20 protein-coding genes are annotated in these 24,074 nt (G+C 69.4%); 11 read left to right on the forward strand and 9 right to left on the reverse strand.

What is annotated here, in order from left to right:
• The first annotated feature begins 77 nt into the window (after positions 1–77).
• Both Acor_RS03015 and Acor_RS03020 read left to right on the forward strand, forming a co-directional pair.
• The gene (locus tag Acor_RS03015) at positions 78–1,907 is read left to right on the forward strand and encodes a S9 family peptidase (protein ID WP_155334936.1); all 1,830 of its coding nucleotides are present in this window, start codon (positions 78–80) and stop codon (positions 1,905–1,907) included.
• Between the two features lie 42 nt (positions 1,908–1,949).
• A complete protein-coding gene (locus Acor_RS03020; RefSeq protein ID WP_155334937.1) occupies positions 1,950–2,723 on the forward strand; it encodes an SDR family NAD(P)-dependent oxidoreductase in 774 nt (257 codons plus the stop codon).
• On the opposite strand, the gene Acor_RS03025 is transcribed toward Acor_RS03020, so the two are convergent.
• The 3 genes from Acor_RS03025 to Acor_RS03035 all read right to left on the reverse strand — a co-directional run bounded on the left by Acor_RS03025 (position 2,720) and on the right by Acor_RS03035 (position 8,711).
• Positions 2,720–4,270: a glycoside hydrolase family 43 protein gene (locus Acor_RS03025; protein WP_155334938.1), complete on the reverse strand. Its 1,551-nt coding sequence runs from the start codon at positions 4,268–4,270 to the stop codon at positions 2,720–2,722. The genes Acor_RS03020 and Acor_RS03025 overlap by 4 nt on opposite strands.
• Positions 4,271–4,348: 78 nt before the next feature.
• Entirely contained in the window at positions 4,349–7,291 is a 2,943-nt protein-coding gene (locus Acor_RS03030; RefSeq protein ID WP_155334939.1) for an endo-1,4-beta-xylanase, read from the reverse strand.
• A 40-nt stretch (positions 7,292–7,331) separates the two neighbouring features.
• On the reverse strand, positions 7,332–8,711 hold the full coding sequence (locus tag Acor_RS03035) for a glycoside hydrolase family 5 protein (RefSeq protein ID WP_155334940.1): 1,380 nt from the start codon (positions 8,709–8,711) through the stop codon (positions 7,332–7,334).
• Between the two features lie 161 nt (positions 8,712–8,872).
• On the opposite strand from Acor_RS03035, the gene Acor_RS03040 reads away from it, so the two are divergent.
• Positions 8,873–9,907 (forward strand): LacI family DNA-binding transcriptional regulator, encoded by a 1,035-nt coding sequence (locus tag Acor_RS03040; protein ID WP_155334941.1) that lies wholly within the window; start codon positions 8,873–8,875, stop codon positions 9,905–9,907.
• Here Acor_RS03040 and Acor_RS03045 read toward each other — a convergent pair.
• The 3 genes from Acor_RS03045 to Acor_RS03055 all read right to left on the reverse strand — a co-directional run bounded on the left by Acor_RS03045 (position 9,882) and on the right by Acor_RS03055 (position 13,064).
• On the reverse strand, positions 9,882–10,733 hold the full coding sequence (locus Acor_RS03045) for a carbohydrate ABC transporter permease (protein WP_155334942.1): 852 nt from the start codon (positions 10,731–10,733) through the stop codon (positions 9,882–9,884). The genes Acor_RS03040 and Acor_RS03045 overlap by 26 nt on opposite strands.
• On the reverse strand, positions 10,730–11,620 hold the full coding sequence (locus Acor_RS03050) for a carbohydrate ABC transporter permease (RefSeq protein WP_246238377.1): 891 nt from the start codon (positions 11,618–11,620) through the stop codon (positions 10,730–10,732). The genes Acor_RS03045 and Acor_RS03050 overlap by 4 nt, the downstream gene beginning before the upstream one ends.
• A gap of 148 nt (positions 11,621–11,768) precedes the next feature.
• Positions 11,769–13,064 (reverse strand): extracellular solute-binding protein, encoded by a 1,296-nt coding sequence (locus Acor_RS03055; RefSeq protein WP_155334944.1) that lies wholly within the window; start codon positions 13,062–13,064, stop codon positions 11,769–11,771.
• A gap of 279 nt (positions 13,065–13,343) precedes the next feature.
• Between Acor_RS03055 and Acor_RS03060 the strand changes: the two genes are divergently transcribed.
• The 5 genes from Acor_RS03060 (at position 13,344) to Acor_RS03080 (ending at position 19,149) form a co-directional block, all read left to right on the forward strand.
• Positions 13,344–15,062 (forward strand): alpha/beta fold hydrolase, encoded by a 1,719-nt coding sequence (locus tag Acor_RS03060; RefSeq protein ID WP_155334945.1) that lies wholly within the window; start codon positions 13,344–13,346, stop codon positions 15,060–15,062.
• A 215-nt stretch (positions 15,063–15,277) separates the two neighbouring features.
• The gene (locus Acor_RS03065) at positions 15,278–16,576 is read left to right on the forward strand and encodes a glycoside hydrolase family 30 protein (protein WP_246238378.1); all 1,299 of its coding nucleotides are present in this window, start codon (positions 15,278–15,280) and stop codon (positions 16,574–16,576) included.
• Between the two features lie 88 nt (positions 16,577–16,664).
• Positions 16,665–17,696 carry a Gfo/Idh/MocA family protein gene (locus tag Acor_RS03070; protein WP_155334947.1) on the forward strand — a complete coding sequence of 344 codons (1,032 nt, stop codon included), beginning with the start codon at positions 16,665–16,667 and terminating at the stop codon, positions 17,694–17,696.
• Between the two features lie 50 nt (positions 17,697–17,746).
• Positions 17,747–18,520 (forward strand): DUF6807 domain-containing protein, encoded by a 774-nt coding sequence (locus Acor_RS03075; RefSeq protein WP_246238379.1) that lies wholly within the window; start codon positions 17,747–17,749, stop codon positions 18,518–18,520.
• A complete protein-coding gene (locus Acor_RS03080) occupies positions 18,508–19,149 on the forward strand; it encodes a cupin domain-containing protein (RefSeq protein ID WP_155334949.1) in 642 nt (213 codons plus the stop codon). Before Acor_RS03075 ends, Acor_RS03080 begins: the two co-directional genes overlap by 13 nt.
• Here Acor_RS03080 and Acor_RS03085 read toward each other — a convergent pair.
• On the reverse strand, positions 19,146–20,201 hold the full coding sequence (locus tag Acor_RS03085; RefSeq protein WP_308805619.1) for an MFS transporter: 1,056 nt from the start codon (positions 20,199–20,201) through the stop codon (positions 19,146–19,148). The two genes, Acor_RS03080 and Acor_RS03085, sit on opposite strands and share 4 nt — an antisense overlap.
• A gap of 406 nt (positions 20,202–20,607) precedes the next feature.
• On the opposite strand from Acor_RS03085, the gene Acor_RS03090 reads away from it, so the two are divergent.
• From Acor_RS03090 to Acor_RS03100, 3 genes are all read left to right on the forward strand, one after another.
• The gene (locus Acor_RS03090) at positions 20,608–21,156 is read left to right on the forward strand and encodes a copper resistance CopC family protein (RefSeq protein ID WP_170316767.1); all 549 of its coding nucleotides are present in this window, start codon (positions 20,608–20,610) and stop codon (positions 21,154–21,156) included.
• Positions 21,157–21,338: 182 nt separating this feature from the next.
• Complete coding sequence (locus Acor_RS03095; protein WP_246238380.1) at positions 21,339–22,340, forward strand: copper resistance D family protein; 1,002 nt, start codon at positions 21,339–21,341, stop codon at positions 22,338–22,340.
• A gap of 217 nt (positions 22,341–22,557) precedes the next feature.
• Positions 22,558–23,220 (forward strand): pyridoxine/pyridoxamine 5'-phosphate oxidase, encoded by a 663-nt coding sequence (locus tag Acor_RS03100; protein ID WP_246238381.1) that lies wholly within the window; start codon positions 22,558–22,560, stop codon positions 23,218–23,220.
• On the opposite strand, the gene Acor_RS03105 is transcribed toward Acor_RS03100, so the two are convergent.
• Together Acor_RS03105 and Acor_RS03110 are read right to left on the reverse strand one after the other, a co-directional pair.
• Positions 23,202–23,687, reverse strand: coding sequence for a nucleoside 2-deoxyribosyltransferase domain-containing protein (locus Acor_RS03105; RefSeq protein ID WP_155334953.1), 486 nt, complete (start codon positions 23,685–23,687; stop codon positions 23,202–23,204). The genes Acor_RS03100 and Acor_RS03105 overlap by 19 nt on opposite strands.
• A complete protein-coding gene (locus Acor_RS03110; RefSeq protein ID WP_155334954.1) occupies positions 23,684–24,019 on the reverse strand; it encodes an HIT family protein in 336 nt (111 codons plus the stop codon). Before Acor_RS03110 ends, Acor_RS03105 begins: the two co-directional genes overlap by 4 nt.
• Between the last annotated feature and the right edge of the window lie 55 nt (positions 24,020–24,074).

Consider the following 24,074-nt stretch of genomic DNA (forward strand, 5'->3'; position numbering starts at 1 on the left):
CGCCACTCAAACACAGCACTCTTTACCTTGGCAATAGTCATTCACTACGCTCCAACTCTGAGCGAAGGGGTATGCGAATGCGCCCGCAGGATCTGGCGGCCGATCGGCTGCTGACAGAGTTGGACGTCGCACCGGACGGGTCGGCCGTGGCCGTCGTCGAACGGCGCGTGCTACGCGGCAAGGAACACCATCGGCTGCTGACCGTGCCGATTCCCGGGACCGGTTCGACCGTGATCGCGCCGGAGGCGTCGCTGCCGCGCTTCTCCCCGGACGGGCGCACGCTGGCCTACCTGTTCAAAGATCAGCTCCATACCCGCCCGTCGTCCGGCGGCCCGGCGACCAAGGTCACTTCGTTCCCGCGCGGTGTCACGGACTACGCCTGGCACGGCTCGTCCTTCATCGTGCTCGCCCCCGATCCGGATTCCCCGATCATGAGCGGGAAGTCGACCGCCCGGGTGATCCGCCGCCTCGACTGGCGCGAGGACGGCCACGGCCTGCGCCTGCACCCCACCCACCTGCACCTGGTCGGGCCCGACGGGACCACGACCCGCCTGACCTCCGGCGAATGGTGGGCGTCCGCCCTCCGCGTCGCGCCCTGCGGGACGAAGGCGGGCTTCATCGCCGATCCCGGGCCGGACGCGGACATCGACCCGAATCCGCAGGTGTACGAGGTTCCGCTGGCCGGCGGCCCGATCACCCCGGCCGGCCGGGTCGCGGGCCCGGTCACCCGGTTCTCCTACGACCCGGACGGAAGCGTCGTCTGCGTCGCCGCGCCGTCGCGCCGCCCGACCGACTTCGAGAACGAACAGCTCTGGCACACACACCCGGCTATTTCCCCCGTCTCGCTGACCGGCCACCTCGACCGTTTCTCCGGCCAGGCCCCGACCACGGACGAACGCCTCACGGTCACCTGCGACAACGGCCGGGAACTCGCCCAGCGGGTGACCGGCGACGGGATCGTGGACCTGACGCCCGCCCGGCTCGACCCCGTCGTGCACGCGCTGGCCGAGGGCGGCGGCGTGGTGTGCGCGATCGCCACCCTCAGCGGCGCGGCCCGCCCCGACCTGTACCGGCTACGCCCGGACGCCGACCCGGAACTCCTGCTCCGCTCAGGCGCGGTCTTCCTGTCCGCCTTCGATCGCCCGGTTCAGCGGGAACTCGAAATCGAGGGAATCCAGGTCTTCCTCACCGGCCCGCCCGCCGACCGGCCGCTCCCGGTCGTCCTCATGATCCACGGCGGCCCCGCCTGGGCCTGGCCGGTCGAGCCCGACGCCGACGCCTTACTCCTGGCCGCCGCCGGCTTCCTGGTCGTCCGCCCCAATATTCGCGGCTCCTTCCACCGCGGGTACGCCTTCGGCGCCGCCCTCGGCGCGGACTGGGGCGAACCCGACGCGGAGGACTGCCACACCGTCCTGGACGCCCTGGTCGCCCGCGGCCTCGCCGACCCCGCCAGGATCGGCTGCTACGGCAACTCCTACGGCGGCTTCCTGACCAACTGGCTGGTCGGCACCTCCGGCCGTTTCGCGGCGGCGGTCAGCCAGAACGGCGTCACCAACCAGGTCTCCGGCTTCGCCGCCTGCGATCTCGGCGCGATCTACGACGTGGACTCCGGGCTCGGCGAGGTGTGGACCCCCGAAGGCGTCGACCACCTCTGGAAGATCTCCCCCCTGCGCCACGTCGCGAACATCACCGCCCCCCTGCTGATCCTCCAGGGCGAGCAGGACTACCGCTGCCCGCCGTCCGACGCCGAGCAGCTGTTCGTCGCCCTGCGCCGCCTCGGCCGGACGGTCGAGTACGTGCTCTACCCCGACTCCGACCACTCCCTGGCCCACACCGCCCGCCTGGACCGCCGGATCGACCGGAGCGAGCGAATGATCTCCTGGTTCCGGACACATCTATTGGATTGACGTTACAATTGGCTCTTCTCTGGGCTCTCCGGGAGGAGCACGATGAAAACCGCAGTCGTCACCGGCGGCGCGTCGGGCATCGGCCGGGCCGTGGCGCGTGAACTCCTGGCCAGGGGCGTGCACGTGACCATCGCCGACATCGCCGATCCGGAGCCGGCGGCCAAGGAGCTCGGCTGCGCGCACGTCCAGGTGGACGTGACCGACGCGCGGGCGGTGCGGGACCTGATGACCGGGGTGAAGGCCGGGCACGGCCGCCTGGACTTCGTGTTCAACAACGCCGGGATCGCGGTCTGCGGCCGGGCCGACGAGATGACCCTCGACCACTGGAACCGGGCCATCGACGTCAACCTGCGCGGCGTCGTCCACGGCGTGCACGCGGCCTACCCCATCATGATCGACCAGGGTTACGGCCACCTGGTCAACACCGCCTCCGTGGCCGGGCTGACCCCCGCCCCCCAGCTCCTCCCCTACACCGCCACCAAGCACGCCGTCGTCGGCCTCTCCCTGGCCCTGCGCGCCGAAGCCGCCCGCCACGGCGTCCGGGTCACCGCCGTCTGCCCCGGCTTCACCGACACGCCCCTGCTCGACAACGCCAACCCGGGCCTGCCCGCCACCTCCACCAGCAGCAACGCGCGCGCGGCCGCCGTCGGAGTGGTGGGCCGCCTCTACTCGGTAGACGCGCTGGCCCGGGACATCCTGCGCGGCGTGTCCCGCAACCAGGCCCTCGTCGTCACCCCGGCCACCGCCCGCGCGGCCTGGCGGTTCGCCCGCCTGTTCCCGGCCTGGGCCGTCCGGATCGCCGCCAGAGCGGTCTAGCCGACCGAGCGGTACTCGAACCAGTCGAAGGTAGCCGTGCTGGTGCCGGGGGCGCCGTTGGAGGTGGCGTACAGGGCGAGCATCGCGCCGATGAAGCCGCCGGCGGTGGTGGAGCTGAGGATGCGGCCGTCCAGGACGGCCAGGTCCCGCCAGCGGCCCGGTTCGGTGGCGTAGCGGAAGGCGTAGTCCTGGCCGTGGGCTTCGACGCCGAGCCAGAGTTTTCCGGCGGGCAGGTCGGCGCTCGCCGCGAGGGTGTCCGTGCCCCCCTCCCTGCGGATCAGCTCCAGGCCGCGGGCCGAGCGCAGGAACCTGATCTGGAAGGCGTCGTTCTGGATCAGCGCCAGACCGGCCTCCTCGGCTCCGGACGGGGCGAAGTCCAGGACGGTGCGGGCCGCGAAGTCGATGTGCTGCTGCCTTCGGGCGATCAGGCTGGGATTGGCCTGTCCGGTCGGCGATTCCGGGCGCGCGCGGAGTCGCAGGCCCGCGCCGGGCAGTTCCCAGTACTGCTCGCGCGGGGTGCGGAGGTGGTTCCAGACCGGCGAGAGCCGTCCGCCGTCGAAATGGTCACAGGCGGGTTCGGCGGGCCAGCGGTGCGGGGGCAGGGCGGGGCCGGGCATCTCGGGCTGGACCAGGTCGTAGACCGGCCAGCCGTCCTCCCAGCGCACGCTGGTGAGGAAGGTCTCCCGGCCCAGGTTGTAACCACTCTCGGCGCGTACCGCCGCCATGGTGGCGGGGCCGTAGGGCGGGCCGCCGTACGGACGGGTGGCGAGCAGCACCGACCACCAGTCGCCGTCCTGGGTCTGGACCAGGTCGGGGTGGCCGGTGCTGGTGATCGGGTGGCGCAGGCCCAGGTGGCGGTGGGTGAGGACGGGGTTGCGGGAGTTGGGTGCGTAGGGCCCGGTGACCTGGTCGGCGCGGGCCACCATGACGGCGTGGTCCTCGGCGGTGCCGCCCTCGGAGGTGAGCAGGTAGTAGTGGCCGTCGATCAGGTAGATGTGCGGGCCTTCGGCCCAGATGCCGCCGCGCTGGACCGGCTCCCAGATGACGGACTCCTCGCCGACAAGCTTCATCGAGGGCAGGTCGAGTTCGCGGAGCCAGATCTCGGTGTCGCCGTTGAACCGCGGAAAGACCTTCTCGCGGCTGCCGCACATCCACGCGCGGCCGTCGTCGTCGAAGAAGAGCGACGGGTCGAAGCCGCGGGCCTCGGGGAACCAGATCGGGTCGCTCCACGGGCCGGCCGGGTCGGTGGCGGTGACCAGGAAGTTGCCCGGCTCGTCCATCAGCGTGGTGATCATGTAGAAGACGCCGTCGTGGTGGCGGATGGTGGGGGCGTAGATGCCGCCCGACGGGCGTACGCCGTCCAGGTCCAGCTGGGAGGGGCGGTCGAGCACGTGCCCGAGCTGCCGCCAGTGCACCAGGTCCCGGCTGTGGAAGATCGGTACGCCGGGAAACCACTCGAACGAGGACGTGACGAGGTAGTAGTCATCGCCCACCCGGCACACCGACGGATCCGGGTGGAAGCCCGGAATGACTGGGTTCGAGAACATGGGTCTCCCTGGCATAGCTGCCGGGCCCCGCACGCTGCGGAAGGTTGGGGCCCGGCAACTGCTCTTATTTGAACATGTTTACTTGGCTAGTTGCAGAACACCCCAGCGAGAGGTGTTCAGATAGCTCTGACCGGTCGGGTCGTTCCAGGTCACAGCCGCCGTACGGGCGGGCCCGGTGGCGTCGTTGACCTGGACGTCGAAGCCGAGCAGTGCGTCCTTGGCCAGCGTGACCGTCGGCAGCTTGATCGCCGCCTCCACCACGTAGCCGGTCGGCGTCAGCGTGACCGCGCTGGTCAGGTTGTCGCGGATGCCGAAGGCGTCGAAGGTGCCGCCGATGCTCTGGTGGTTGGTGAAGCTGATCCGGTACTGGCCGTCGTCATCGTCGTAACCCTTGGTCTTGTTGTTCTGCGGGTCCACGAAGATCTCGACCGAGTCCTCCTCGTACGCGTTGGGTGACTCCTCGCTCAGCACCGGGTCGGTGACCCGCGCCAGCACGTACAGGGTGCCGTTGTTCCAGAGCGCCTTCACCTTGGCGGTCGCCCCTGAGGTGCTCTGCACCCAGGTTCCGGTGGTGACGTCCTTGGCCTTGCTCCAGACCGAATCCACGGTCCCGTCGATCACCGGCGTGCCCTTCGGCGCGCAGGTCGTCTTGATCGCGGGCAGGAAAGTTATCGTGCCATTCCATGAAATTTCAGGACCGGCGGCGTCGTCGACGACCACCTTGACGCTCGTCGCCGTACCGGACGGGAGCTTGGCCTCCACCCGGTAGCCGGTGTCGGTCTTCTTGGTGTGCGCCTTGAATCCGTGCGCGTGCGTGCCGCCGCGCTGGATCGGGTAGGCCGTGCCGCCCACCGTGAAGGTCACCGTGTCGGTCTTGTTGTTGGTCGCGTCGACGACCTCGCCGAGCACGTACAGCCCGCCGGTGGTGCTGCGCACCTGGAATCCGGCCGACAGGTTGCCGGTCCTGGCGATCGGCGCGTCGGGCAGGTAGTCCCACTCGACGTCCCGCTTGCCGTCCACCTCAATACTCCCGGCCGGCGCGTTCAGCTGGCGGGTCAGCGGCGGCAGGTGCGAGGGGTCGGCGATCCCCCAGAAAGCGGGCTTGGCCTGGAGCTCGTCGTCGAACGGCAGCGGCGGGTTGAGCCGGGTGATCGGGAACGACGACAGCCAGGTCGCGTCGTCGGCGACCCCCCAGATCGTCACCGAGGACAGCTTCGCCGCCTGCCGGCGGAACACGTCGAAGATCTCCTTGTAGCGGTGCCCCTGCTCGGCCAGCACGGCCGCGGGAACGGTGGTGTAGCTGTTCACGAAGTCGGTGTAGACGCTCACGTCCAGCTCGGTGACCTGCTGCTCGACGCCCAGCTGGGCGAAGCGCAGAATGCTGTCCTCGATCCAGGAGGCGGGCGCCTGCTCGATGTTGACGTGCAGCTGGTGGCCGACCGCGTCGATCGGCACGCCCTCCTGGCGCAGCTGCTTGACCACCTTGAACATGGCCTCACGCTTGCGCGGGAACTCGGTGTTGTAGTCGTTGAAGACGAGCGTCGCGTCCGGATCCACCTCGCGGGCCACCCGGAAGGCGGTCCTGATGTAGTCCAGCCCGGCGATGTTGAACCACGGCGAGCGGCGCAGGCCGTCCGGCTGGTTCTCGTCGATGACCTCGTTGACCACGTCCCAGGTGCCGATCCGGCCCTTGTAGCGGCCCATCACGGCCCGGATGTGGTTCTCGATCCGCTGCAGCAGGATCGCCTTGGTGGCGCCCTCGAACACCCAGGCGGGCGTCTGGCTGTGCCACACCAGGGTGTGGCCGCGGAACTGCAGGTCGTTGTCGGTGGCGAAGTCGACCAGCGCGTCGCCTTCGGCGAAGGTGTAGACGCCCTCGGCCGGCTCGGTGGCGTCCCACTTGAGCGCGTTGCCCGGGGTGACGCTGTCGTAGTGCTTGTTGATCAACTTGGCGTGCTCGCCCAGCGTGGCGCCCCGGTAGAAGGCCGCGCCGAGGGTGAACGGCACGGTGTCCTTCAGCGACGGGATGTCGGTCTGGATAGGCTTGGGCGCGACGTAGGTCATCACGAAATCGTCCAGGTCGAACGGCAGCGTGCCGGTGTCCGACTCGACGTAGACGCTGAGGAAGTCGATGTCATAGGCCAGCGTGTACGTCCCCGCCAGCTTCGTCCACGTCCCCGGGGTGACCGGGACCGGCGCGGCCACGCGCTCGTAGCTGGGCGTGCCGCTAAGCCGCCGTTCGACGGACAGGCCCAGGTTCTGCGCGGTCGCGGAGCGCACCCAGACCTCCAGGGCGTACTTGGAGCCCTTGGCCATCTTGCCGAGGATGTTGCGGGCCGGGCCGTCCCAGGAGGCGGAGCGGTTGGTGACGGCCAGGCCGTAGGAGCCGGCGTGGGCGGCGCCGGCGGCGGCCGCCAGGGTGGCCGAGCCGCGGGCGGCCCAGCCCTGCGCCGTGCCGGTCTCGAAGTCGGTGGCCAGGCCCGACTGGGTCGGGTCTGCGTCGGAGGTGATGACCACGTCGTCCAGGTAGAACGCGCCGGTCGCCTCCGAGCTCTCGAAGTACATGTTCAGCGTCGAGTCCACCGAGAACGTGTACGCCCCGGAGATCTCGACCCAGGCCGCGTCGGTGACCGTGGCCGCGCCGATCCGCTCGTAGGTGGTGGAGCCCCCCGAGGGCGTCCGCTCCATGGTGAGCGCGATCGTCGAGGACGGCTGGCCCGGCAGGGCCCGCGCCCACGCGGTCACGTTGTAGGTGACGCCCTTGTCGAACGGCGGCGTGATGGAGGCGCCGTTCCAGGTCGCGGTCCTGCCGGTGACCGACAGGGAACGCGATCCCGCGTGCGCGGCGTCCGCCGTGGTGGCGACCACGACGCCCGCACCGCGGGGCGCCCACCCCCCGGCGCTGGTCTCGAAGTCGTAGCCGGCGATGGTGACGGGGGCGGCCGCCGCCGGGACTGCGGCGAGCAGCCCGGCTAACAGGCCTAAGCAGGCGGAGAAAACCCAGGTTCGGGCCGTGCGCATGGGGGGGCTCCTGGTCAGGGGGGTTGGGGTGAAACGAAACTCAGGGGGTGCGCGCGATGCTCTCGGTGAGCAGGTCGATCAGCGGCTGGCGGCGGACGCAGTTGGCCAGCGCGAAGGAGTCGGCCAGCGCGATCAGCTCGGTGTCGGAGCAGCCGCGCAGCAGCTCGGCGTACTCGGGGACGAGCGCCTGCGCGATGAGGATGTGCCTGACCAGGTCGTCGATCTGGTAGCGGGCGCCCCACGGGTAGGGGTCCCAGGACGGGAACTCGGTGTCCATCAGCCGGTGCAGTGGCGCGAGCTCGCTGGCCGACTCCTCCATGGTCGAGCCCCACCGGTCGGCCCCGAGCCGGTGCTTCTTGGCGATGAAGTCCCCGAACCTGGCCATGTACGGCCCCGCCGCCCCGGCCAGCCCCTGCAGCCCGACGTCCTTGTAGGTCCAGATCGACCACCCGGCCGCGTGCGCGTCGAAGATCTCCAGCTGGTCCCGCAGGATCTGGTAGCGCTGCTCGTCGACCGCCGGGTCCCCGGTGTACACGGGCCCGAACTCGCCCACCCAGATCGGCGTCCCGGTCTCCCGCTGGAACGCGGTGCGCTTCTCGAAGCTCTGCTCCAGCTGGTCCCGGTCCACCCACTCGCCCCGGGTGTAGCCCGGGTAGGGCCCGCCGTGCGCGAACCCGGCCAGCGCGTAGTCGTGGCAGACGAAAACCGTGTTCTCGTACACCTCACGGAAGATCGAGAAGTCGGTGGAGTAGGTGTTGCCGTCCAGGAACAGCACGTGCCCGGGGTCCACCGCGCGGATCGCCTTGACCAGCCGGTCGTAGAACGGGCCGATCGCCTGGCCGCGCACGTCGCCCGGCTCGTTGACCGGGTTGTAGCCGGCCACCCACGGGTTGTCCTTGTACCGGTCGGCCATGGCCTCCCACAGGTGCACGGCGCGGTCCTGGAAGCCCCGGTGCTGCCAGAAGGCGGCCACGTGCGTGGGGTTGTCGCTGTGCCAGTGCTGGTTCTGCGAGCCGGGCAGCGCGTGCAGGTCGATCACGCTGTAGATCTCACGCTCGGCCAGCAGCGCGACGACGCGGTCCAGGTGCCTGAAGCCGTTCTCGATCAGCTCGAACGGCTGGTCGTCGGACTCGAAGTGGTGGTAGTTCACCGGGATGCGCACGCAGTTGGCGCCCATGTCGCGGAGCAGGTCCGCGTCGGCCGCGTCGAAGAACGAGGTCAGCAGCCGGTCGAAGAATAATTCGTAGCGCTCGTCGCCCAGCACGTCCCGGACGGCGATCCGCATCGCCGACTCGTTGGCCGGGTAGCCGGTGATGAAGTTCTCCATGTTCAGCCAACCGCCGAGGCCGACGCCGCGAAGTCGCACCGGCCGTCCGGATGAGTCGGTGAGGTGGGATCCGGTCACGCGCAAGTCGGGCATCGATGCTCCTGGGCTCTGAAAGTTTCGGATATCAACCGAATATTTCGCAAATCGCAGAATAGATAGCAGGCAGGTAACACGTCAACAGCTGGTGGAGCGCTTCCATATGCCTATCCGACCTGGGGAAGCGGGACCGAAAGTTTTCGGCTATGATCCGTTCCATGCCATCGAAAAGGCGGGTGACGATCGCCGTTATCGCCGAGGAGGCCGGGGTTTCCGTCCCCACGGTTTCCAAGGTCATCAACGGCCGCCCCGAAGTCGCCCCGGAGACGCGCCAGCGGGTTGAGCGTCTCCTGCACAAACACGGATATCAGCGCCGGGTCAGCCCCGGTGACGGCCCGGTCGGCCTGATCGACCTGGTGTTCGCCGAGATCGAGAGCCCATGGGCGATGGAGATCGTGCGCGGCGCCGAGACGGCCGCACGCGAAGCCGAGGCCAGCGTGGTCATCTCGGTCCTGCACACCCACGCCGGTCCCGGCCGGGACTGGCTGGAGCGCATCGCCGCGCGCAGGACCGACGGCGTCGTCATCGTCGCCTCGAAACTGTCGACCGGTCTGCAGGGCCAGCTGAGCGCCCGTTCCATGCCGTTCGTGGTGGTCGACCCCGAGGGTGAGCCCGCCAACGGCGTCGCCTCGGTGGGGGCCACCAACTGGCACGGCGGCCTGTCGGCCACCCGGCACCTGCTGGAGCTCGGCCACCGCCGGATCGGGATGATCGGCGGGCCCGGCGACATGCTCTGCAGCCGGGCCAGGATAGACGGTTACCGGGCCGCCCTGGAGACCGCCGGAGTGCCGGTCCTGCCGGAGCTCATCCGGAACGGCGACTTCCTGGTGGACTCCGGCCACGACCAGGGTCACGCGCTGCTGTCCCTGCCCGATCCGCCCACCGCGATCTTCGCCGGCAGCGACATGCAGGCGTTCGGCGTGTTCGAGGCCGCCCGCCAGCGGGGCCTGCGGGTGCCGACGGACCTGAGCGTGGTGGGCTTCGACGACCTGCCGCTGGCCCGGTCGGCCTGGCCGCCGCTCACCACCGTCCGTCAGCCCCTGCAGGAGATGGCCGACCTGGCCACCCGGATGGTGCTGGCGATGGGCCGCGGTGATTCCGCCGAAGCCAGGCGGGTGGAGCTGGCGACCGACCTGGTGGTCCGCGAAAGCACCGCGCAGCCATCGACTATCCCTTCACCGAGCCCGTGGTGAGACCACCGATGAGCTGGCGCTCGGCCACCGCGTAGAAGGCCAGCGCCGGCACCATGGCCAGGACCACGTAGGCCAGCACCTTGGCCGTGTCGGTGGAGTACTGCCCCTGGAACTGCTGGACGCCGACCGGCAGCGTCCACAGTCCCGGATCGTTGAAGACGACCAGGGGCAGGAAGAAGTTGTTCCAGCTCCCCACGATCGCCAGCACCGAGACGGTGGCCAGGGCCGGCTTGGCCATCGGCAACAGGATGCGCCAGAAGAACCCGAACGGGGTGCAGCCGTCCAGGATGGCCGCCTCCTCGATCTCCCCCGGGATGGACCGGAAGAACTGCCGCAGGATGATGATCGTCAGCGACAGGCCGAAGGCGGCCTGCGGCAGGATCACCCCGAGCGGGTTGTTCAGGATGCCGAAGAAGCGCAGCAGGATGAACAGCGGCAGGATCGCCACCGCGAACGGGAACATCAGCCCGGCCGCGAAGACGGTGAACAGGAACTCCCGGCCGCGGAAGGCGAACCTGGCGAACACGAACGCCGCCAGCGCGGACACCCCGACCGTGATGAACGCGGTGGCCAGCGCGATGAACGAGCTGTTCCACACCTGGAGCCAGAAATCGCCCGAGCCCAGCACGTCGGTGTAGTTGGAGGGCACCCATGGGGAGGGCAGGCCGATCGGGTTCGTGGACAGCTGCTGGTTGTTCTTGAAGCCGCCGAGCACGCCGTACAGGATCGGCAGCAGGATGAAGATGCCGATCACGATTACCACGGTGTGCAGGGCGATCGGCCTGATGACCTGGATCGCGGGTTTGTCCCGCGCGTGCAGGCTCATCGTTTGCCTCGCATGTTAGTGATCGCTCCTTCAGTGTCGCGGCGCATGACGAATCGCTGGTACCCGATCGCGAACACGAGGCTGAGCAGGAACATCACGACGCTGATGGCACTGGCGTAGCCGACCTGGAACCGCTTGAAGCCGAACTCGTACATGGTCACGCCCATCGTCTCGGAGGCGTGCACGGGGCCGCCGCCGGTGAGCACGTAGACCATGTCGAAGAGCTGGATGGTGCCGATCACCGACAGGAAGATGGTGATCCGGATGGTGGGGCCCATGAGCGGCAGCGTGACGTGCCGGAACACCTTCCACGTGGTGGCGCCGTCGATCTGGGCCGCCTCGAGCAGCTCATTGGGGATGGACTGCCGGCCGGCCAAGTAAAGGATCATGTGGAACCCGAAGTACTTCCAGGTCATCACGATGAACAGCGAGTACATGACGGTGGACGGCTCGGACAGGAAGGTGGACTCCAGCTCCTCCAGCCCGATCAGGCCCAGCAGTTCGTTGGCCAGGCCGCGCTCGGGCGAGAGGATCATGGTGAACAGCACGGCCGTGATGACCTCGGACAGCACGTACGGCATGAAGAAGATCAGCCGGTAGACCGCGCGCCCGCGCATCCGCTGGTTCAGCAGCAGCGCGATGGCCAGGGCCAGCGGCAACTGGATGAGCACCGAGAAAACGATCAGGACCAGGCCCCGGGAGAGGTCGCCCAGGAAGATCTCGTCGCCCAGCAGCCGGGTGAAGTTGTCCAGCCCGATGAAATTCGTCGGGAACAGCCCGAAGCCGTTCCACTTGAAGACACTGGAGTAGGTGGCCAGCGCGATCGGTGCCAGCACCAGCAGCGCGAACAGCACGATGGCCGGGAGTAGGAACAGGACAATCGTCACCCACGCCTGACGCCGACGAGCGGCGGGCGAACCGCCCGCCGCCGGCCGGGTGGGGGGTGACGAGGCGGCCGCACGACGCGACCGCGCTGGGGGAGGGGCCGGAGGCGACTTCACGCCCTCCGGCCCTTTCGTCGTAGCCACTACGCCATTACTCCGACTGAGCAGTCTCGGTAATGGCCTTCACGATCTCCTCGGGGCTCTTGGTGCCCGCGATCAGCTCCGCCACGCTGTCGTTGACCTGCTGGCCGACGGCCGGCGGGTAAGCCTGGTCGAGGTAGAGCTGGAAGTCGGTCGCCTGAGCCAGCGTCTCGGCCACCATCTTGCCGGTCCGGCTGCTCACCGCGTCCTCGGTGCCCTTGATGACCGGCAGGATCGCGCCGGTGCCGATCTCCTTGCGGTGGTTCTCCGGGGACAGGATGAACTTGAGGAAGTCCACCGCCGCCGGCGGCGCGTCCGCGCCGACCGCGAACCCGCCGCCGCCGCCGAACGCGTCGGTGGCCGACCCCTTACCGCCCTCGACCATCGGGAACGGGAAGAAGCCGAGGTCCTCGCCCAGGTCCTTGGAGGTGTCCTTCTGGACGGTGGGCGCCCACTGGCCCATCAGCTCCATGGCGGCCTTGCTGTTGCCCATGGTCGCGGCCTGGCCGTCGGGGGTGTCGTAGTTGGCGCCGAGGAACCCGTTCTGGAACGGCTTGAGGTCGGAGAGCTCCTTGAGCTTCTGACCGGCCGTGATGAAGTCGGGGTTCTCGAACGACTTGCTGGCCGCCGCCTGCTTGAGCGCGTCCAGGCCGGCGACGCGCATCGCCAGGTAGGCCCAGTAGTAGTGGCCCGGCCACTTGGCCTTGCCGGCCAGCGACAGCGGCGTGATGCCGGCCGCCTTCAGCTTCTTGACGTCCTCGATGAACTCGGTCCAGGTCGCCGGCGGCGCGGTGATCCCGGCCTTCGTGAACAGCGCCTTGTTGTACCAGAAGCCGACCATGCCGATGTCGTACGGGACACCATAGGTCTTGCCGTCCAGCTTGTACGCCGCCGCCGCGGCCGGGGTGATGGTGTCGGCCCAGGGGGCGATGTCCGCGGTGATGTCCTTGGCGATGCCCGCGTCGGCCTGCTGCTGGAGCACCCCGCCGCCCCAGGTCTGATAGATGTCAGGGGATTCGCCGGACTGGGCGACGGTCGTCATCTTGGCCTTGAACGCCTCATTCTCCAGCGGCGTGACCTTGATGGTGACGTTCGGGTGCGCGGCCATGTACTCCTTGGCCATGGCGTCCCACACCGGAGCCATCGGCTCGATGTTCTGGATGTGCCACCACTCAACGGTGACCTTCTCTTCCGCCGCCGCCGCGCTGCCACTGGCAGCGGGTGCCTCACTCTCACCAGAGCCGCAGCCCGCTAAGAGCAACGCGCTCGCTGCCAGCGTGACCACTCCGCGTCGAGTAAACGACATATTGGTGGTTCCCTTCCGTCTAATTCGCGGTGAGCGAGGGGGTCGGGGGCCGCACGCCACCACGGATCGTGTCTTGAAACTTTCGATATTTAGCCGATAGTTTCCATCGATGGCGCTGAGGTTACATCGGCTTTACCACCGGATCAACGGTCGTTGTGGAGCTGTTACTCGGCCAGGAACGCTAGGGTTCTGCCGTGATCGCCGGAAATCTCGTACGTCGACACGAGATCTCCGATCAGTACGGATTTGGGCAGTGAGGCGAAACCGGTGCGCCAGTGGATGACGCTCTTGACCGTGGCCCTCGCGGTCGTCGGTTCCGTTGGGCTGCCCGGCCCGGCCCACGCCGCCGGCACGATCGAGGAACGCCCCTGCCCGGTCCCCGTGCCGGCCGACACGACCTGCGGGTTCCTGCTCGTCCCCGAACGCAGGGACGTCCTGGGCACCAGCACCATCAAGGTGGGCTTCGCCGTCCGCCGGGGCCTCTCTGACAAGAACGATCCGGTGGTCTTCGCCGGGGGCGGTCCCGGCGTCGCCGCCACCCCAATGATCGGAGCACTGGCCGAGCTCGCTCCCGGGCGGGAGATCGTGGTGATCGAACAGCGCGGCGGGCGTCTCTCCGAGCCCCGGCTGCCCTGCCCCGAGATCGCCACCGGAATCGTGGCCGGTCTGAAAGCTTCGCGCGCGGACGAGGTCTCGGTGGCCGCCGCGACCTGCCGGGCCCGGCTCAGCGCCGACCTGAAGGGCTACCGGACCCAGGAGATCGCCGCCGACATCGTGGAGTTGCGGCGCGCGCTCGGCTACCCGGCCTGGAACCTGTTCGGGGTCAGCTACTCGACCCGCCCGATGCTGCTGGCCGCCGCGATGGACCCGGCGGGCGTCCGCAGCGTGATCCTGGACTCCTATCTGCCCGAGTCCACCGCCTGGTACGACCAGGCGGTCCCGTCGCTGCGCGCCTCGATCGCCAAACTCGGCGTCACCGCCCGGTTCGACGCCATGATCGCCCAGCTGAACCGGCGCCCCGCCACCATGCGGCTGCGCGATCCGGTCACCCAGGAGCGGGTCGAGGTCCGGCTGGCCGGCAACGACGTGGCCACCCTGATCGGCGAGGCGCTCCGCGACACCGACGTGGTGCCGATCGTGCCCGCGCTGGTGGACGGCATCGCGCGCGGCGACTACACGCTGATCCAGCCGATGGTGGATCAGGCGGGCAACGCGCTCAACAGCTACGAGTGGGGCCAGTACTACGCGGTGCAGTGCCAGGACGAGGCGCCGAGCAACACCTTCGCGGACCGGAGCCTGATCACGGTGGCGGCCGACGCCACGGTGTGCGGGCAGTGGCGGCTGCCCGGCACCCGGCCGGACGAGGCGACCACCCCCGCGCCGGTGCTGGTGCTCGGCGGCGAGTACGACCCCACGACGCCCCCGGAGGCGGCCAGGGCCGCCGTGCAGGCGATGCCGAACGCGCGGTTCGCGGAGTTCGCCGGGATCGGCCACGGCGTGTTCCTGTCCAGTCAGTGCGGCCGGGAGACCGTGGCGGCCTTCCTGGACGACCCCGAGGCAAAAGCGCCCTGTGACTCAGGACAGCGCCCCTACCGCAATCTGAAGCCGGGCGAGCTGCATCTGACCACGACCGGGTACACCGTGCAGGGCGCGCCCTGGCTGCTCGCGCCGCTGGGCCTGTTCCTGCTGACCGCGGCCGTGCAGCTGCTGGGCGGCGTGCTGACCGTGCGCCGCGGCGGCGGCTACACCGCGCTGGCCGGGCTGGCCGGCCTGGCCTTCGGCGGCCTGGCCGCCGTCAGCCTGAGCGCGATGGCGGGCGGCCCGGCCGCGCTCGGCATCGGGGTGCCGCCGGCGATCGTCTGGTACGGCCTGCTCGCCGTCGCCTCGGCCGCGCTGTCGGTGGTGGCCGCCTTCCGGCTCCGCGCGCCCGCGATCAGCATCCTGCCGGCGGCGGTCGGGCTGATCTTCATCGCCTGGCTCTACGGCTGGGCGCTCTGAGCCGACCGTCCAGCGCGGCACGGGTTGACGCGCTTGACCGGCAACATCTACGTTACGTGACACGAAAAGTCTCGGTAATCTTGTGAAACTTTCGGAAAGCGGGTCTCCGCATGTCGCGACGGCACAAGGCACTACTCGCTCCTGTCCTGGCCTTACCCCTGGCGGGCCTGACCCCCGCCATTGCGGAAAGCGCTTCCCATGGGACCAGGATCGATGTGGACCACCGAACGGTTCATCAGAAGATCGACGGCTTCGGCATCTCGCAGGCGTTCCGCCGGATGGAGCTGATCGAGCAGCTTCCGGCCAACCAGCAGCGCGAGATCCTCGATCTGTGGCTCAGCAAGGAGAAGGGCGCGGGCGCCAGCATCCTGCGGCTGGGCATCGGCTCCTCGGCGACCGGCAGCCCGTACGACCTGATGGAATCGATCCAGCCGGTGGATCCCGGCGGCCCCAACGCCACACCGAACTATGTCTGGGATGGCAAGGACGGCGGCCAGGTCTGGCTCGCCAAGGAGGCCAAGCGGTACGGCGTGAAGCGTTTCTACGCCGACGCGTGGAGCGCGCCCGGCTACATGAAGGACAACGGGTCCGACAGCAACGGTGGCAGCCTGTGCGGCCTGGCCGGGGTGACCTGCGCCAGCGGCGACTGGCGGACGGCCTACGCCAAGTACCTGGTGCAGTACGCGAAGTTCTACAAGCAGGAGGGCATCAAGATCACCGATATCGGGTTCACCAACGAGCCCGACTGGACGGCCGTCTACGCCTCGATGCGGTTCACCCCCGCGCAGGCCACCGAGATGGTCCGGGTGATGGGCCCGTACGCCCGCCAGGCCGGGCTCAACCTGGTCTGCTGTGACTCCTTCGGCTGGAACGAGTCCAAGGCGTACACGGCGGCGATCGAGGCCGACCCGGTGGCGCGGCGGTACGTGGACGTGCACGCGGGCCACACCTACGCCAGCCCGGTGGACGCGCCGCTGCCGACCAACCGGCCGGTGTGGATGTCGGAGTGGAACCCGAACGGCGACACCTGGAACGTGAACTGGGACGACGGGAGCGGCTGGGACGGCTTCACCATCGCCTCCGCCATCCACGACGCGATGACGCTGGGCAACGCCTCCGCGTACGTCTACTGGTTCGGCGCCTCGCGCGGCGCGACCCGGGCGCTGCTCCAGGTGGACGTGCCCAACCAGACCTACTCGGTGTCCAAGCGGCTGTGGGCGCTGGCCGCGTACAGCAGGTTCATCCGGCCGGACGCGGTGCGGCTCGGGATCAGCGCCACCGATCCGGCGCTGCGGGTGTCCGCGTTCCGCAACAAGGACGGCTCCGAGGTGGTCGAGATCCTCAACACCGCGACCACCGCGGTGAGCACCACGCTCAGCACGAAGTCCGGCAAGGCCACCCTCTACCTGACCGATGGTGGAAACTCGCTGGCTCCGACCGTCCTGCCCGGCCGGCACGGCCACCGCTCGGTGACCCTGCAGCCGCGTTCGCTCACGACCGTCGTCGTGAGATAACCAAAGACCCCGGGAGGGTGCCCCTGGGAGCGTGGGCGCCCTTCCGGTTCCAATTTGCCGACGAGTCCGGCTGCTCGGGGAGATCAGGATGATTCGGGTAGCGATCGTGGGCACGGGAGGCATCGCCGCCGCGTGCCACCTGCCCGCGCTGCGCACGCAGGCGCATCGGGCTGAGATCGTGGCGGCGGTGGACGTGGACGCCGGGCGGGTGAAGGCGTTCTGCGCCGAGCACGGCATCGCCGGCGCGTACACCTCGGTGGAGGTGATGCTGGCCGAGGAGCGGCCCAACCTGGTGCACATCTGCACTCCCCCGCATCTGCACGCCGAGCAGGCGGTGGAGTGCCTGCGCGCGGGGGCCTGGGTGTGGATCGAGAAGCCGGTGTGCCGCTCGCTGGCCGAGTACGACCTGATCGCGGCGGCGGAACTGGACGCGTTCGCGTCGGTCGTGTCGCAGCACCGGTTCGGTTCCGGGGCGCGGCATCTGCGGGAGATCGCGCCGGAGCTCGGGCGGGCGCTGGTGGCGCTGTGCGTGACCGCCTGGTATCGGGATGACGCCTATTTCGAGGTGCCGTGGCGCGGGAGGTTCGAGACCGAGGGCGGCGGGCCCACGATGGGCCACGGCATCCACCAGATGGATCTGCTCCTCTCGGTGCTCGGCGACTGGACTGAAGTCCGGGCGATGGCAGGGACCCTGGACCGGCGGATCGAGACCGAGGACGTGTCGATGGCGGTCGTGCGGTTCGCCTCGGGGGCGATGGCGTCGGTGGTCAACAGCGTGCTCTCGCCCCGGGAGGAGAGCTACCTGCGGTTCGACTTCAGCTCGGCGACGGTCGAGCTCCGGCATCTGTACGGCTACCGCAACGCCGACTGGACCTCGGGGTCGCCGTTGTGGAATCCGCCGGAGGATGTGCCCAGTTCGCATGAGGCGCAGCTGGCGCAGTTGCTGGACGCTTTCGAGCGGGGAGACGCGCCGCCGATGAGCGGGCCCGAGGGGCGGCAGTCGCTGGAGTTGATCTCCGGTCTGTACGCGTCGGCGTTCACCGGGAAACCGGTGCTTCGTTCGGAGCTCACCGTGGACCATCCCTTTTATCACCGGTTGGACGGAGGCAAGTGGAGCTGACCTTCTCCGAGCGGGGGGTTGAGGTCCTTCGCTACACCTATAAACCAGACATGCCGGTTTTCGAGTCGCCGAAGCCATTTTTTCATCCGATAAGGACGTTGGCCGGGGATGTCGTGAGTGCGTACCGGCCGCATGATCATCGTTGGCATAAGGGATTGCAGCTGACGGTGTCGGATTTATCCGGCGAGAACTTCTGGGGGGGCGGGAGCTATGTGCGTTCCGCGGGCGGATACGTGGACCTGCCCAACAACGGGACCATGCGGCATGAGGAGTTCCTTGCGCCGGGCGTCGAGCGGCTGACCTGGCATACCCAGGCGGGTGAGCACTGGGCGGATGAGGAGCGCCGGTTCGCCGTGCGGGACGTGCGGGAGGATTCCTGGGCGCTGGAGTTCGGCACCGCGATCACCAATGTGCGCGGCGAGGCCCTCGTTTTCGGGAGCCCGACGACGAATGGGCGGCCTATGGCCGGATATTGCGGATTATTTTGGCGTGGGCCGCGTTCCTTCGAGCACGGCGAGGTGATCGCCTCCCATGGCGAAGGCCCGGAGATGATGGGACGGCCGTCCGATTGGCTGGCTTATGTCGGGCGGCATGACGAGGTGGATCGGAGTTCGACCCTGCTGTTCATGAGCGCCCAGCCCACCGACTGGTTCGTGCGGACGACGCCGTTCGCGGCGGTCAATCCGTCGATCGCGTTCGACCGGGAACGCGAACTGCCGCCGGGTGAGACGCTTTCCCTGCGCTATCGCGTGGTCGTCGCCACCGGCGCGTGGGATCGGGCCCGGCTGAAGGCGTATGTGGGGGAACATCCGTGTTCGGAGTAGGCGTCTCGGATCTGACCGTCTATGACTGGCCGACCGCGGATGGGCTCTGCGGGGGTTCGCCGCATCTGCATACCTTGTGCGCGGAGGCGTACGTCGTGGTGGGGGGCTCCGGGGCCGTACAGACCCTGACCTGGAGCGGTTTCCAGGAGACGCCGCTGGAACCGGGCGCGGTCGTCTGGTTCACGCCCGGCACGGTGCACCGCCTGATCAACGGCGGCGACCTGCGGATCATCGTCCTGATGCAGAACAGCGGCCTCCCCGAAGCCGGCGACGCCGTCTTCACCTTCCCGCCGCACATCCTCGCCGATCCCTCTCTGTACGGCCAGGCCGCCGCGGGCGACGTCCGCACCCGTCGTGACCTGGCCGTCGAAGGCTTCCTCGCGCTGCGTGACCACGGGTCCTTCGACGAGTTCGCCGAGCACGCCGCCCGGATCGTCGGCTCCCGGCTGGACGCCTTCGAGCAGCGCTGGCGGGAAGGGCCGCTGCGGGCCGCCCTGACCACCGGCGCCCAGCTGACCCAGCTGCGGGACGGCGATCTCAGCCACCTGCGGGACGGCGCGGTCACCCGCCTGACCCCCATCGCCAAACCCGGCATGTGCGGACATCTCCAGGCCTATCCGCCGGGCTAGCGGGTAGCGAGAGGGTATGACCAGAGCTTCAGTGACGTTGTGGGCGGTGACCGTACTGACCGCTCTGGCCGGGGCCGCGTGCGACCAGACCGCCCCGCCGACGCGGGGTCACGGCACGGACTTGATCTTCCAGACCAGCGCCGGCCCCCAGCAGCACCAGCGCGGCCGAGGTGAGATAGAGCACCGGATACCCGCCCAGGCCCGCCACGATGGGACCGGCCACGACCGGCCCGAGCACCTGCGGGCCCGAGTTCGCGATGTTGATCATCGCTGGCCTGCTGGCCGGGGAAGAGCCGCTCGTAGCCGACCGCGTCGGTCAGGAAGTACAGCAGGTAGAGGGTGGCCATCGCGTTGCCGAGCTGCATCAGGAAGCGGGTGATCCAGGCCCAGGCGAAGTCGGGGTGGCGGCGCGGGTTGATCCAGAACGGGCTTCTGGCCGGTTTGGCGGTGAGTACGGGATCAGGGGTGCCGAGGACGAAGGGCAGCGCGCAGAGCGGGATCAGCAGGCCGATCAGGACATGGCCGGAACTCACCGTGGTGGCGACCATCGTCACCAGGACCACCGCGAGCACGATGCCGAGGGACTGCGGGATGCCCACCCAGCCGGAGACCTCGCCGCGCTGGTGGACCGGGACGCGGTCGGGGACGCCCGCGGTGAGGGCGGCCTGCATGGCGTTGAGGGCGAGCTGGGCCAGGCACCAGCCGAGGGCGATGCCGGCCACGGTGTGCTGGGTGGCCAGGAAGAGGAAGGCCGCGCCCGCGGTGATCGCGCCGAGGAGGGTCCACGGGTGGCGTCTGCCGTACCGGCTGGTGGTGCGGTCGGAGAGGGCGCCCGCGATCGGGTTGGAGATCATCGTGACGGCGGCGCCGAGCCCGGTCACCCAGGCCGGCGCGGCCTCCTTGCCGCCGGGGGCGACCTGCGCCACCTGTTCCGGCAGCAGCACCTGAAGCGGGCCGAAATACCCCATCCAGAGAGCCAGGTTGGCGAGGGAGATGGTCGCGATCCAGCGCGGTCCCACCCGCTGGACCGGTTCGCCGAGGGCGGCGACCACGGGCACTCCAAGAGATGAGTCGTGCTCGGATGGTAGTGCCGCCTGATCAAATGCTCAACAGTCACTTAAATCGGACTTAAGAGGCTAACTATCAGGAAACTTTCTTAAAAGAAACCATTGACGGGCCTGATCAGACGACTTAGGTTCGCGATCAATCCCCTGGGGCGGGGTGGGACCAACAGTTCTGTCGCGAGTCGCCCGAATGTGCGATCTGCGACTGTCGCCCTTCGGCGGTGGCACATGCGCCGCCGCCGGAGGCTGCCCCCGGACCCCCGGGCCGCGTGAGAAAGGTGACGCTCACGCGGCCCGGGCTTTTCCATTCCGGAACCGGACAGATCGCCCAGCTGACTCGCCAGATGGCACGATGGCTTCCGTACCACCAACGCCAAGGGAAGGTCATCCAAAGGTGAGGCGTCTAATCACGGTCCTGCTGCTAACCGGCGTCGCCGTAATCACGGCCCCGCCGGCCGCCCAGGCCCACAACGTCCTCCTGGGCAGCGACCCCGGCAAGGGCGCCACGCTCACCGCGCCCCCCACGGAGATCCGCCTCACCTTCGACCAGCCCGTGCGCGCCGAGTTCGCGAAGATCGCCCTCACCGACGCCGCCGGCGCGCACTACGAATCCGGCACGCTGACCGTCGAGAAGAACGACGTGATCGCCCCGGTGAGCGCCCTCACCACCGCGGGCACCTACACGATCGGCTACCAGATCCTCTCCAACGACGGCCACCCGGTAACCGGCAACATCACCTTCACCTTCACCTACGCCACCGGCGCCCAACCGGCCGCCGCCGCGACGGCCCCCACCATCGCGCCCGCCGCCCCCGCCGGAGCCATCCTCCCCGCCGGCGGCGGCAGCTGGGTCTGGGGCCTCCTCGCCGCCACAGCCGCCCTCCTCGCCCTCACCGTCCGCGTCCTGGCCCGCCACGACCGCAACCTGCGCGGCACCGCATGACCACCACCCCCGACCACACTTTGCGCAGCGCGTCCCCCGAGACCGACGTCCCGCAAGCCGGAGCCGACCTCCCATCGCTTGACGAGTCCAGAAGCGACCTCCCATCGCCCGATAAGTCCACAGATGACCTGCCGTCGCTCGACGCATCAGCGCGAACCGGGGACGCAGGCTCGGACCGGCGCGTGGCCGACACCGAATCCCGTCGGCCGATCCCCTTGGCGGCGGTCGCCGTCGCGGGTGTTTTCGCCGTCGTCATCGCCACCTGGCTGACCGCCCCCGACGAGGCTCCCGGCATCGCCGTCCCCGGCGTCGTCGTCGACTACGGCCTGCCCATCGTCCGCCTGCTCCTGGACGTGGCCGCGCTGTCCACCGTCGGCCTGAGCCTGCTCCCCAAACTGCTGGGCTTCGACGATCCGGACCGCACCGAGCCGATCGCCGCGCGAGCCCGCCACTGGGCCGTCGTCTCCGCCCTCACCTGGTGCGCCGCCGCCCTGCTGGCCACCCTGCTGAGCGCCGCCGAGGTCATGCCCGGCCAGATCCCCGACGTGGCCTACTACGTGGAGACGATCGGCTCCGGCCAGGGCCTGGTCGTCAGCGCCTCCGCCGCCCTGGTCAGCGCCGCCATCGGAACCCTGGCCATCCGCTTCGGCGAGAAGGTCCCCGCCGAACTCCGCATCCTCCTGGCCATGTTCGGCCTGCTCCCCCTCCCCGTCACCGGCCACGCCTCCAACTGGTACTGGCACGACCTCAGCATGGTCTCCATGGAGCTCCACGTCATCGGCGCCTCAGCCTGGACCGGCGGCCTCCTCGCCATCACCCTCTTCCTGGCCCGCAACCGCGACCTCCTCGCCACCACCCTCCCCCGCTTCTCCCGCCTGGCCACCATCAGCCTGCTCCTGGTCGGCCTCTCCGGCCTCTTCAACGGCATCGTCGAACTCCTCCTCACCCCCACCACCCCCTTCCCCGACTCCCTCTTCACCACCGGCTACGGCCAACTCCTCCTCGCCAAAACCGCCTTCGCCGCCACCATCGCCCTCCTCGCCGCCAACATCCGCTGGCGCCTCCTCCCCGCCATCACCCGCGCCCACCCCACCGCCTTCGCCACCTGGGCCACCGTCGAACTCACCATCATGGGCCTGGCCTACGGCGTCGCCGTGGCCCTGACCCGCGCCCCCGTCGCCTGACGGGCGGGCCAGGCACGCGGTATCGCCGTAGCTCAGACCCGCGCCCCCACTGCCTGACACCCGAGCCAGGCATGCGGAGTCACCGTGGCCAGACCCGTGCCCCGCCGTCCGACGGGCGGGCCGGGCACGCATGCATGCGGCGTCGCCGTCGCCCCGACCCGCGCCCCTGCGGGGTGCCAGGCGTGGCACGCTTGGGGGAACTGACGGGGGGTTTTCGGTGGGCGACGGCTTGGTGCGGGAGCTGCTGCGTGGTTTGCCGGTGTTTGCGGTGGAGCTGCCGGAGTTTGAGGTGGATGCCGCGCCGGAGGATCCCGTGCGGCTGTTCGGGCAGTGGCTCATGTCGGCGATCGAGGTCGGGCAGCCTGAGCCGCACGCGATGGCGCTCGGCACCGCCGATGAGCGGGGGCGGCCGTCGTCACGGGTTCTGATCTGCAAGGACGTCGATTCTGATGGTCGCTGGTACTTCGCGTCCGACCGGAACAGCCGCAAGGGCCGCGAGCTGGCCGCCAATCCGTTTGCGGCGATGGCGTTCTACTGGCCGAGGCAGGGGCGGCAGATTCGTATCCGCGGGTCGGTGCACGCCCTTGACGCCGAGGCCAGTGCGGCCGACTTTCGGGCCCGCTCGGAGGGGTCGCGGGCCGAGGCGCTCACCGGGCGACAGTCACAGATTCTGAACGACCCGGCGGAGTTGGAAGCCGCCCTCAGAGCCGCTCGGGAACGGCTTGCCGCGGACCCGGAGTTGGTCGCTCCCGGGTGGACCTTGTATGCGGTGACCGCTGACGAGGTGGAGTTCTGGCAAGGTGACCGCGACCGCCGTCATATCCGCCTGCGATACGTGCGTGACGGCCGCTCCTGGGCTCGTCAACGACTCTGGCCCTGACCTCCGATGCTGGCGAGGGCTGCTGCGACGGTGTCCGGCAGCGTTTGCCGTACGGGCACGGAGTAGTGGTTGGCCAGGTGGATCAGGTAGCGGTTACGTTCTGGGTTGGGGCAGTCCGGGGGGCAGCCGAGGACGGCCTTGCCGGTGGTGACGTCGTGGCCGAATTCGACGTTGGTGGTGAAGCCGGGGAGGGTGGCGAGGTCACGGGGGATCCAGAAGAGGATCGCGGTGGCGGACTCGCGGGCCCTGGTCTCCCAGCTGAACTGGTCGTCGTAGTCGGCGGCGCGGATGGCGTCGCGGGACTCGGGGATGAGGATGGCGAGGTCGCCAGGCCAGGAGCGTTGAATGAGCGTGATCGCCGCCGGGCGCCAGGAGCGGACGGCGGGGCTGCGCGGGGTCGGGCCGGCCAGGAAGATCGATGGGCCGGTGGGGAGGGGTTCGCGGGCCCAGATCTCGGTGATCGTCATGGTTGAGGGTTCCACGGAAGCGGGAGGCGGTCGCCTTCGGTGCGTGGGACGACGTGCAGGTGCAGGTGGAAGACCGACTGCGTGGCGGCGGTGCCGCGGGAGGTGATGATGTTGGCCGCCGGGTGGTCGGCGGCCAGTTCGGCGGCGCGGAGCATCGTCCTGGCGGAGACTTCGGGGTCCTCGGCGACGTCGGCGACGTGCGCGTGCGGGATGAGCAGGACGTGGCCCGGCGTGACCGGGCCGATCGGGGTGATGGCGATCGTCTCCGGCCAGGCGCGGACGATGGTGGCGGGGGCGCGCCTGGCGATGATGTCGCAGAACACGCAGGTCATCAGCCATCCATGGGGATCGCCTCAACTCCAGGGCGGCCTGGAGCCGAGGCGGGAG

It is taken from the genome of Acrocarpospora corrugata, from assembly GCF_009687845.1.
GTDB lineage: Bacteria > Actinomycetota > Actinomycetes > Streptosporangiales > Streptosporangiaceae > Acrocarpospora > Acrocarpospora corrugata.